Here is a 10,808-nt window from a genome sequence, read left to right on the forward strand (position 1 = left end):
TGCTCGCGATAGCGGTATCTCAGTCAACTTATCTGTTGAATGTTAACCCGTCATCGCGAGCAAGCTCGCTCCCACACAGGGGTACAGCGCTGAATCAGAGGCCGTAGCTCATCAACCGCTCGTAGCGACGAGCCAGCAGCGCTTCGTTGTCGAACTTCTTGAGCATCGACAATTGCGAGCTCAGCTCGGCGCGGATCAGTGCCGCAGCCGCAGCCGGGTCGCGGTGAGCGCCGCCGACTGGCTCGTTGATCACTTTGTCGACGATGCCCAGGCCTTTGAGACGTTCGGCGGTAATGCCCATGGCCTCAGCGGCATCCGGCGCCTTCTCGGCGGTTTTCCACAGGATCGAGGCGCAGCCTTCCGGCGAGATCACCGCATAGGTGGAATATTGCAGCATGTTCAACTGGTCGCAGACACCGATGGCCAGTGCACCGCCGGAACCACCTTCGCCAATTACAGTGGCGATGATCGGGGTTTTCAGGCGCGCCATGACGCGCAGGTTCCAGGCAATCGCCTCGCTCTGGTTGCGCTCTTCGGCGTCGATGCCCGGGTAGGCGCCCGGCGTGTCGATGAAGGTCAGGATCGGCATCTTGAAGCGCTCGGCCATTTCCATCAGGCGGCAGGCCTTGCGGTAGCCTTCCGGACGCGGCATGCCGAAGTTGCGGCGTACCTTCTCGCGCACTTCACGGCCTTTCTGATGACCGATAACCATCACCGGCTGGTCGTCCAGGCGGGCGACACCGCCGACGATCGCGGCGTCGTCGGAGAAGTGGCGGTCGCCATGCAGCTCATCGAACTCGGTGAAGATGTGGTCGATGTAGTCCAGGGTATAGGGACGACGTGGATGACGCGCCAGGCGGGCGATCTGCCAGCTGGTCAGCTTGCCGAAGATGTCTTCGGTCAGCGTGCGACTTTTGTCCTGCAGACGAGAGATTTCATCGCCGATATTCAGCGAATTGTCATTACCGACCAAGCGCAACTCTTCGATCTTGGCTTGCAGGTCGGCGATCGGCTGTTCGAAATCTAGAAAATTCGGGTTCATAGGCGTCCGTCTTGGGTCGACGTCCAAGAGAGCTTGGGCCGGCCGGTTGTCTATTCGCGCCTACCTTAAGGGAGAGGCGCGTTCAGGTCGAGATTAAAAATTCGGGTCGAGATCAGGGGTATTTCGGTTTCGAGAATGGCCCCTGGCCGTCAACGGTATTGGAGGAAGACGTTGTCTTTGCCGAACTGGTCACGCAAGGCTTGAATCAACGCATCCGCCGGATCGATCCGCCAGCCTTCGCCGAACTGCAACACAGCCTTGGCGTCGGGGCGTACATACTCCATGGTGATCGGGCAGGCACCGCGATGGCGCTTGAACAATTCGCCCAACCAGCGTAGCTGATCGCCCTTGAGATCCTGGGTCTGCAACTTCAGGCGCAGGCTTTCAGCCAGGTTGGTACGGGCATCTTCCATGCTCATCACCCGCTTGACCCGCAGGCGCAGGCCACCGGAAAAGTCATCGTTGCTGACCTCGCCTTCCACCACCACCATCGCGTCAGTCTGCAACAGCGACTGCGCCGAGTGGAACGCATCGGCGAACAATGAGGCCTCGATGCGCCCGGAGCGGTCGTCGAGGGTGATGAAGCCCATCTTGTCGCCCTTTTTGTTCTTCATCACCCGCAGGGCGATGATCATGCCGGCGACGGTCTGCGTGTCGCGTGCCGGCTTGAGGTCGATGATGCGCTGACGGGCGAAGCGGCGGATCTCGCCTTCGTATTCGTCGATCGGGTGACCGGTGAGGTACAGGCCCAAGGTGTCTTTCTCACCCTTGAGGCGTTCCTTGAGGGTCAGCTCCTTGGCCTTGCGATGGTTGCCATAGACATCGGCGTCTTCTTCGACGAACAGCCCGCCAAACAGGTCGGCGTGGCCGCTGTCATGGGTACGGGCGGTCTGTTCGGCGGCCTTGATCGCCTCCTCCATCGCCGCCAGCAACACCGCGCGGTTGCGGTCGATGTTGGCCTGGTAGGCCTTGGGCTCATCCTGGAAGTAAGGTCCCAGCCGGTCCAGGGCACCACTGCGGATCAATCCGTCGAGGGTGCGCTTGTTGATGCGCTTGAGGTCAACCCGGGCGCAGAAATCGAACAGGTCCTTGAATGGCCCGTCCTGGCGCGCTTCGGTAATGGCTTCCACCGGCCCCTCGCCCACGCCCTTGATCGCGCCCAGGCCGTAAATGATGCGGCCTTCGTCGTTCACCGTGAACTTGAACTCCGAAGCGTTCACGTCCGGTGCGTCGAGGCGCAGCTTCATGGTCCGCACTTCTTCGATCAAGGTCACGACCTTGTCGGTGTTGTGCATATCCGCCGACAGTACCGCGGCCATGAACGGCGCCGGGTAGTGCGCCTTCAGCCACGCGGTCTGGTACGACACCAGGCCATAGGCCGCGGAGTGGGATTTGTTGAAGCCGTAGCCGGCGAACTTTTCCACCAGGTCGAAAATGTTACCGGCCAGGTCAGGGTCGATGCCGTTGGTGGCGCAACCCTCAATGAAACCGCCGCGTTGCTTGGCCATTTCCTCGGGTTTTTTCTTACCCATCGCCCGACGCAGCATGTCCGCGCCGCCGAGGGTGTAACCGGCCATGACCTGGGCAATCTGCATCACCTGTTCCTGATACAGGATGATGCCGTAGGTCGGTGCGAGCACCGGTTTCAAGCCTTCGTACTGATAGTCCGAGTGCGGGTATGCCAGCTCGGCGCGGCCGTGCTTACGGTTGATGAAGTCATCCACCATGCCCGATTGCAGCGGGCCCGGACGGAACAGGGCCACCAGTGCGATCAGGTCTTCCAGGCAGTCGGGCTTGAGCTTTTTGATCAGCTCCTTCATGCCCCGGGATTCAAGCTGGAACACCGCCGTGGTTTCGGCTTTTTGCAACAGGCTGTAGGTCGGCTTGTCATCCAGCGGGATGAAGGCGATGTCCAGCGGTTCTTCACCGACCTTGGCCCGGTCACGGTTGATGGTTTTCAGCGCCCAGTCGATGATGGTCAGGGTGCGCAGGCCGAGGAAGTCGAACTTCACCAGGCCCGCCGCCTCGACGTCATCCTTGTCGAACTGGGTCACCAGGCCGTCGCCTTCTTCGTCGCAATAGATCGGCGAGAAGTCAGTCAGTTTGGTCGGCGCGATCACCACGCCGCCGGCGTGCTTGCCGACGTTACGCACCACGCCTTCAAGCTTGCGGGCCATCTCCCAGATTTCCGCGGCTTCTTCATCGACCTTGATGAAGTCCCGCAGGATTTCTTCCTGCTCGTAGGCTTTTTCCAGGGTCATGCCGACTTCGAACGGAATCATCTTCGACAGACGATCCGCCAAGCCGTAGGACTTGCCCTGCACCCGCGCCACGTCGCGCACCACAGCCTTGGCGGCCATGGAACCGAAGGTGATGATCTGGCTCACCGCGTTGCGGCCATACTTCTCGGCCACGTAGTCGATCACCCGGTCGCGACCGTCCATGCAGAAGTCGACGTCGAAGTCGGGCATGGATACCCGTTCCGGGTTGAGGAAACGTTCGAACAGCAGGTCATATTCCAGCGGGTCGAGGTCGGTGATCTTCTGCACATAGGCCACCAGCGACCCGGCACCCGACCCACGGCCTGGGCCCACCGGCACGCCGTTGTTCTTGGCCCACTGGATAAAGTCCATCACGATCAGGAAATAGCCGGGAAAGCCCATCTGGATAATGATATCCAGCTCGAAATTCAACCGGTCGACATAGACCTGGCGCTTGGCTTCGTAATCTTCGGTGGTGTCCTTGGGCAGCAGGACGCTGAGGCGCTCCTCAAGGCCGTCGAAGGACACCTTGCGGAAATACTCGTCGATGGTCATGCCATCGGGGATCGGGAAGTTGGGCAGGAAGTGTTTGCCCAGCTTCACGTCGATGTTGCAGCGCTTGGCGATCTCGACGGTGTTTTCCAGCGCCTCGGGCAGGTCACTGAACAACTCGGCCATTTCCTCGGCGCTCTTGAGGTATTGCTGGTTGCTGTAGTTCTTCGACCGTCGCGGATCATCGAGGGCACGGCCCTCACCGATGCAAACGCGGGTTTCGTGAGCTTCGAAATCGTCCTGCTTGATGAACCGCACATCGTTGGTCGCCACCAGCGGCGCGCCGATCTTGTCGGCCAGGACCACGGCGGCGTGCAGGTGCTCTTCGTCATTCGGACGATTGGTGCGCTGCACTTCGATGTAGAAGCGATCCGGGAACACCGACATCCAGTCACGGGCCAGGGTCTCGGCTTCCTCGGGGTTGCCACTGAGCAGCGCCAGACCGATTTCACCTTCCTTGGCCGCCGACAGCATGATCAGCCCTTCGCTGGCCTCGGCCACCCACTCGCGCTCGATGATGATCGAGCCGTTGCGCTGGCCGTCGATAAAACCACGGGAGATCAGCTCGGTGAGGTTGCGATAACCCAGGGCATTCATCACCAACAGGCTGATACGGCTCAGCGGAGCGTCCGGATCCTTGTTCGACAGCCACAGGTCGGCACCACAGATCGGCTTGATCCCGGCGCCCATGGCGGCCTTGTAGAACTTGACCAGCGAACACATGTTGTTCTGGTCGGTGACCGCCACGGCAGGCATGTTCATGCCCACCAGGGTCTTGACCAGGGGCTTGATCCGCACCAGACCGTCGACCAGGGAGTATTCAGTGTGCAGGCGTAGATGAACGAATGAAGCCGGCATAGTGATCCTGCGTTAAGTCATGAAAACAACAAGGCCCGGATTGTACCGGGCCTTGGGTAAAACATCAGCCATGAGTCTTCTGCCTGGCAAATACTGCCTTTGTGGCGAGGGGATTTATCCCCTCGCCACAAAGGCCTGCATCAAGAGACCGTAGCCTGATTACCCACGATCAAGCCATCACGAGCTTCATAAGCCAGCCGCACCGGGGCGAACGAACGCCGATGGATCGGCGTAGGCCCAAGGCGCGCCAGGGCTTCTAGATGAACGGGGGTCGGGTAACCCTTGTGGCCGCCGATGCCATAGCCCGGGTAAATCAATTCGAAAGCGGCCATTTCCCGGTCACGGCTGACCTTCGCCAGAATCGAGGCCGCCGCGATGGCCGGCACCTTGCCGTCGCCCTGGATCACCGCTTCGGCGCGCATCGACAGTTTCGGGCAGCGATTGCCATCGATCATCGCCAGTTTCGGCGTGATGTGCAGGCCCTGCACGGCACGCTGCATGGCAAGCATGGTGGCGTGCAGGATATTGAGTTCATCGATTTCTTCGACTTCGGCCCGGGCGATGCACCAGCTCAAGGCTTTCTCGCAGATCTCGTCGTAGAGCTTTTCGCGACGGGCTTCAGTGAGTTTCTTCGAATCGTTGAGGCCAAGGATCGGCCGCTTCGGATCAAGAATCACCGCCGCCGTCACCACCGCGCCGCACAACGGGCCACGCCCCACTTCATCGACACCGGCCACCAGTTCTTCCACTTCGGCGACCAGGTTGAAGTCCAGGCCCATCTGTAGCTTTGAGTTGCTCATGGTTTTGCGCCAATCAGGGTCAGTACCGCGTCCGCCGCCTGGTTGGAAGCATCACGACGCAACGTACGATGGATTTCATCAAATCCCCGGGTCTGTTCCTCGCCGCCATCGATCAAGGGCGACAGCGTGGTAGCCAGCGCCTCGGCGGTCGCATCGTCCTGCAACAGCTCCGGCACCAGCAAGCGCTGGGCCAACAGGTTCGGCAAGGACACGTAGGGGCTCTTGACCATGCGCTTGAGAATCCAGAACGTCAGCGGGGCCAGGCGATAGGCGACCACCATCGGGCGCTTATACAACAGCGCCTCAAGGGTAGCAGTGCCGGAAGCAATCAACACGGCATCGCAGGCCGCCAACGCTTCGTGGGAACGACCGTCGAGCAGTGTCACCGGCAAATCGCGGCCGACCAGCAGCGCTTCCAACTGGACGCGACGCTGCGCACTGGCACACGGCAGGACAAAACGTACACCGGGTCGCAGCGCCCGAAGGCGTTCGGCGGCGTCGAAAAACAGACCGCCCAAGCGACTCACTTCGCCGCCCCGGCTGCCGGGCATCAAGGCCACCAGTGGCCCCTCGGGCAGGCCCAACGCCTGGCGGGCCGCGTCGCGGTCGGCTTCCAGGGGAATGGTATCGGCCAGGGTGTGCCCGACAAACCGCACCGGCACGCCCTTCTCTTCGTAGAACCGGGCTTCGAACGGCAGCAGCGTCAGCATCAGGTCGCAACCTTCGCGAATCTTGAGCACCCGCTTCTGCCGCCAGGCCCAGACCGACGGGCTGACGTAATGCACGGTCTTGATACCGGCCTGACGTAACTTGAGTTCGATATTGAGGGTGAAATCCGGCGCATCGATGCCGATGAACACATCCGGTTTTTCGTCGATCAGGGTCTGGATCAGCTTCTTGCGCCGGGCCAGCAGCTCGCGCAGGCGACCGAGTACTTCCACCAGGCCCATCACCGACAGGCGTTCCATCGGGAAATAGGACGCCAGGCCTTCGGCCTCCATCAACGGCCCGCCAACACCAATGAATTCGACAGCGGGATGCTGCACCTTGAGCGCGCGCATCAGACCGGCGCCCAGAATGTCACCGGAAGCCTCTCCCGCCACCAGTGCAATACGCAAATTAGCCATGGTCAGCGAGTGATGCCGCGGGTCGAAGACTGGATGGAGTCACGGAAAATCGCGACTTCCGGGTGTTGCGCCGAAGCCTCGGCCAATTCGGCGAGCGCCTGCTCGACCGTCAGGCCCTGGCGATACACGACCTTGTAGGCGCGACGCAGCGCCGTAATCGCCTCTTCGCTGAAGCCACGACGGCGCATGCCTTCGAAGTTCATGCTGCGGGCTTCGGCCGGGTTACCGAACACCGTGACATAGGCCGGGACATCCTTGCCGATGGCAGTGCCCATGCCAGAGAAGCTGTGGGCGCCGATATGGCAATACTGGTGCACCAGGGTGAAACCGGACAGGATCGCCCAATCGTCCACGTGCACATGACCGGCCAGTGCAGTGTTGTTGACCAGGATGCAATGGTTGCCAATCACGCTGTCATGGCCGATGTGCGCGTAGGCCATGATCAGGTTGTGGTCGCCCAGGGTCGTTTCGGAACGATCCTGAACGGTGCCACGGTGAATCGTCACGCCTTCGCGGATCACGTTGTGATCGCCGATGACCAGACGGGTTTCTTCACCTTTGTACTTGAGATCGGGCGTGTCCTCGCCTACCGAAGAAAACTGGTAGATGCGATTGTGCCGACCAATCCGGGTCGGTCCCTTGAGAATTACGTGGGGACCGATCACCGTACCCTCGCCGATTTCCACACCTGCGCCGACAATCGACCACGGGCCGACCTCGACATCGGCGGCCAGAACGGCCGTCGGATCGATGATTGCGCGAGGGTCAATCAAACTCATAGTTTGCGTTCCGCACAGATGATTTCAGCGGAGCAGACTGGCTTGCCGTCGACCGAAGCCTGGCATTCGAATTTCCAGATCTGGCGCTTGCAACTGATGAACTTGGCTTCGAGGATCAACTGATCGCCCGGGGTGACTGGCTGGCGGAAACGCAGCTTGTCGGAACCGACGAAGTAATAGAGCGTGCCGTCGGCAGGTTTTACGTCGAGCATTTTGAAACCAAGGATCCCGGCAGCCTGAGCCATTGCCTCGATGATCAATACACCCGGCATGATTGGATGCGCAGGGAAGTGACCATTGAAGAACGGCTCGTTGATGCTGACATTCTTGTAGGCGCGAATGCGCTTGCCTTCAACGTCCAGGTCCACCACCCGATCCACCAGCAGGAACGGGTAACGGTGAGGCAGGTATTCGCGAATCTCGTTGATGTCCATCATTTCGGGGGGAAGCCTATGTAAAGATTGGAAGCGCACGAGTGACGCGCACTCCGCTAGCAAATCAAGATGCCCTAACGGCTGTGCACACTTGATATGGAAATGGTATCAGCCATCTGATGAAGCATTACCGCCAGGGGTCACGTCCCCTACACGCTTTTCCACCTGCTTCAGGCGCCGCGCGATGTCGTCGAGCTGGCGGATACGCGCCGCGCTCTTGCGCCATTCGGCTGCCGGCTGCATGGCCGTACCGGAAGAGTAGGCACCTGGCTCGGTAATCGAGTGGGTCACCATGGTCATCCCGGTCAGGAATACGTTGTCACAGATATCGATATGACCCACCAGCCCCACGCCACCGGCGAGCATGCAGTGCTTGCCGATCTTGGTGCTGCCGGAGATGCCCACGCAGGCGGCCATGGCGGTGTGGTCACCGACCTGGACGTTGTGGGCGATCTGGATCTGGTTGTCGAGCTTGACGCCATTGCCGATGACCGTGTCGGCCAGGGCACCACGGTCGATCGCGGTGTTGACGCCAATCTCCACGTCATCACCAACGGTGACGCCGCCGATCTGGGCAATTTTCTGCCAGATGCCTTTCTCGTTGGCAAACCCGAACCCTTCGCCGCCCAGTACTGCGCCAGACTGAATCACGACCCGCTTGCCGATGCGCACATCGTGATACAGGGTGACCCGTGGTGCCAGCCAACCGCCTTCGCCGATCTCGCTGCGTGCGCCAATGACACAATGGGCACCCAGCGTGACGCCGGCACCGATACGGGCCGCGCTTTCGACGACCACGAATGGGCCGACGCTGGCCGTGGGATCAACCACGGCATCTGCCGCGATCACGGCGCTGGGATGAATACCGGCAGCCGATTTCGGCTTGGGATCGAACAGATGGGAAATGCGGGCATACGCCAGGTACGGATCGGGCACGATCAGGGCATCGCCGGCAAACCCATCGGCATCAGCGGCCTTGAGCAACAACGCGGCTGCCCGGCTGTCGGCCAGGTACTTGCGGTATTGAGGATTTGCCAGAAAGCTCAACTGAGCTGGGCCAGCCTCTTGCAAAGTGGCTAGCCCAGTAATTGCCTTCTCCGGGTCGCCACGCAGGGTGGCGCCGAGGAACTCGGCCAATTGGCCGAGCTTGATGGTCGCGGTCATGGATTACTTCAGCTGATTCATGCGCTCGATCACCTGGCGCGTGATGTCGTATTGAGGCTTGACATCGATCACTGCGCCACGCTCGAACACCAGGTCAAAACCACCTTTCTTGATGACTTCTTCCACGGCGCTGTCGAGTTTCGGCTTGAGTTGCTTGAGCATTTCGCGATCGGCAACAGCTTTCGCTTCGTTCAGCTCCTTGGACTGGAACTGGAAGTCACGGGCCTTTTGCTTGAATTCAAGCTCCAGACGCTCGCGCTCGCCCTGGGCCATCTTGTCGCCACCGGCGACCAGACGATCCTGAATGCCCTTGGCGCTGCTTTCCAGGCCCTTGAGCTTGGTCAGTTGCGGGCCGAATTTCTTCTCGGCATCCACGGCGTACTTCTTCGCCGCGTCGGATTCCAGCAGGGCCATCTGATAATTCAGCACGGCGATCTTCATGTCGGCAAAAGCCGGACCAGCGACCAGTACGGTCGCCAGGAGAACCAATTGAGTCAACTTACGCACGATGTACTCCTACAAAATCCATTGTCGTTGTCATGGGTCAGACGCTTAGAACGTCTGGCCGAGGGAGAATTGGAACACTTGGGTTTCAGCGTCATCCGGTTTCTTGATCGGCATCGCCAATGCGAAGCTCAAAGGACCCAGCGCGGTGACCCAGGTCACACCCACGCCGACGGAACTGGCCATGTTGCTCAGGCTGATGTCGTTGCACTGCGTGTCGGACTTGGTGCCGTTAGTATTAGTGGTGGTCTCGCACTTGGAGTCGAATACGTTACCCACATCCCAGAATACCGATGTACGCAGGGAGCGCTGATCCTTGACGAACGGCATCGGAAATAGAACCTCGACGCCGCCTTGGATAAGTACGTTGCCACCGAACGGCAGCGGATCCTGATCCGGGTCCAGTGCTGTACCAACGTTCCCCGTGCTATTTACACCACGACTTGGCGTACTGCGAGGACCGAGAGTGCTGTCCTTGAAGCCACGGACCGAGTTGAAACCACCCGCATAGTAGTTCTCATAGAAGGGCAGGCCGTCGGTCGAACCGTAGCCGTCACCATAGCCCAGCTCGGTATGCAGACGCATGGTGTAGTTGTCGGTCAACGGCTGGAACAGTTGGCCACGATAGTCGAGTTTGAAGAACGACAAGTCACTGCCAGGGGTCGTAGTTTCAAGCACCAGGCTCTGGGAATGCCCACGGGTCGCCAATACGCCTTTGTTCAGGGTCGACTCGGACCAGCCGGCAGACGCCTTGAAGTTCAGGTAGCTATCGCCTTCCCTGTTCACGAAGTCGAAGATTTCATCAACGGTGTAGAGGCCCGTATTGATCTTGTCCTGCTGGGCAGTCAGACCGAACGTCAGGCGCGAAGTCTCGCTGATCGGATAACCCACGTTGGCGCCGACACCGTAGCTGTCCACCGCATAGCTGGAGATATCAGAATCGAGCTCGTCATAGTCGGTGGTGCGGTAGAAGGCGTTGTAGCCCAGGCTCACACCATCTGCAGTCCAGTAGGGGTCCACGTAACCGAAGTTGTAGCGGGTCTGGTACTCACTGCGGGTCAAGCCGATGCTGACCTTGTTACCGGTACCCAGGAAGTTGTTCTGGGTGATCGAGCCACCGAGGATCAAGCCGGCACTCTGGGCAAAACCGACGCTGGCGGTGATCGAGCCGGAAGCCTGCTCTTCGACGCTGTAGTTCACATCGACCTGGTCATCGACGCCCGGTACGGCCGGGGTCTCGACGTTGACTTCCTTGAAGAAGCCCAGGCGCTCCAGGCGGGTCTTGGA

9 protein-coding genes are annotated in these 10,808 nt (G+C 60.1%); all 9 read right to left on the bottom strand.

Translation table 11 applies throughout. The features are described 5' to 3' along the window. Positions 1-94: 94 nt before the first annotated feature. A complete protein-coding gene (locus KGA89_RS00915) occupies positions 95-1,042 on the bottom strand; it encodes an acetyl-CoA carboxylase carboxyltransferase subunit alpha (RefSeq protein WP_003198261.1) in 948 nt (315 codons plus the stop codon). Positions 1,043-1,191: 149 nt separating this feature from the next. Next, positions 1,192-4,713 (bottom strand): DNA polymerase III subunit alpha, encoded by a 3,522-nt coding sequence (gene dnaE / locus KGA89_RS00920; RefSeq protein WP_223470239.1) that lies wholly within the window; start codon positions 4,711-4,713, stop codon positions 1,192-1,194. A 140-nt stretch (positions 4,714-4,853) separates the two neighbouring features. Next, positions 4,854-5,513 carry a ribonuclease HII gene (gene rnhB, locus KGA89_RS00925; RefSeq protein WP_028237208.1) on the bottom strand — a complete coding sequence of 220 codons (660 nt, stop codon included), beginning with the start codon at positions 5,511-5,513 and terminating at the stop codon, positions 4,854-4,856. Then, on the bottom strand, positions 5,510-6,640 hold the full coding sequence (gene lpxB / locus KGA89_RS00930; RefSeq protein WP_013692384.1) for a lipid-A-disaccharide synthase: 1,131 nt from the start codon (positions 6,638-6,640) through the stop codon (positions 5,510-5,512). The genes rnhB and lpxB overlap by 4 nt, the downstream gene beginning before the upstream one ends. Before the next feature lie 2 nt (positions 6,641-6,642). Next, on the bottom strand, positions 6,643-7,419 hold the full coding sequence (gene lpxA / locus KGA89_RS00935) for an acyl-ACP--UDP-N-acetylglucosamine O-acyltransferase (RefSeq protein WP_003198252.1): 777 nt from the start codon (positions 7,417-7,419) through the stop codon (positions 6,643-6,645). After that, the gene (gene fabZ / locus KGA89_RS00940) at positions 7,416-7,856 is read right to left on the bottom strand and encodes a 3-hydroxyacyl-ACP dehydratase FabZ (RefSeq protein WP_003184897.1); all 441 of its coding nucleotides are present in this window, start codon (positions 7,854-7,856) and stop codon (positions 7,416-7,418) included. Before fabZ ends, lpxA begins: the two co-directional genes overlap by 4 nt. Before the next feature lie 105 nt (positions 7,857-7,961). Then, a complete protein-coding gene (gene lpxD / locus KGA89_RS00945; protein WP_057451692.1) occupies positions 7,962-9,017 on the bottom strand; it encodes a UDP-3-O-(3-hydroxymyristoyl)glucosamine N-acyltransferase in 1,056 nt (351 codons plus the stop codon). A 3-nt stretch (positions 9,018-9,020) separates the two neighbouring features. Next, on the bottom strand, positions 9,021-9,524 hold the full coding sequence (locus tag KGA89_RS00950; protein WP_003184901.1) for an OmpH family outer membrane protein: 504 nt from the start codon (positions 9,522-9,524) through the stop codon (positions 9,021-9,023). Positions 9,525-9,569: 45 nt separating this feature from the next. After that, the coding region (bamA, locus tag KGA89_RS00955; protein ID WP_223470241.1) for an outer membrane protein assembly factor BamA at positions 9,570-10,808 on the bottom strand (1,239 nt) is incomplete at its 5' end.

Source organism: Pseudomonas sp. A-RE-22 (assembly GCF_019956035.1).
Classification (GTDB): domain Bacteria; phylum Pseudomonadota; class Gammaproteobacteria; order Pseudomonadales; family Pseudomonadaceae; genus Aquipseudomonas; species Aquipseudomonas brassicacearum.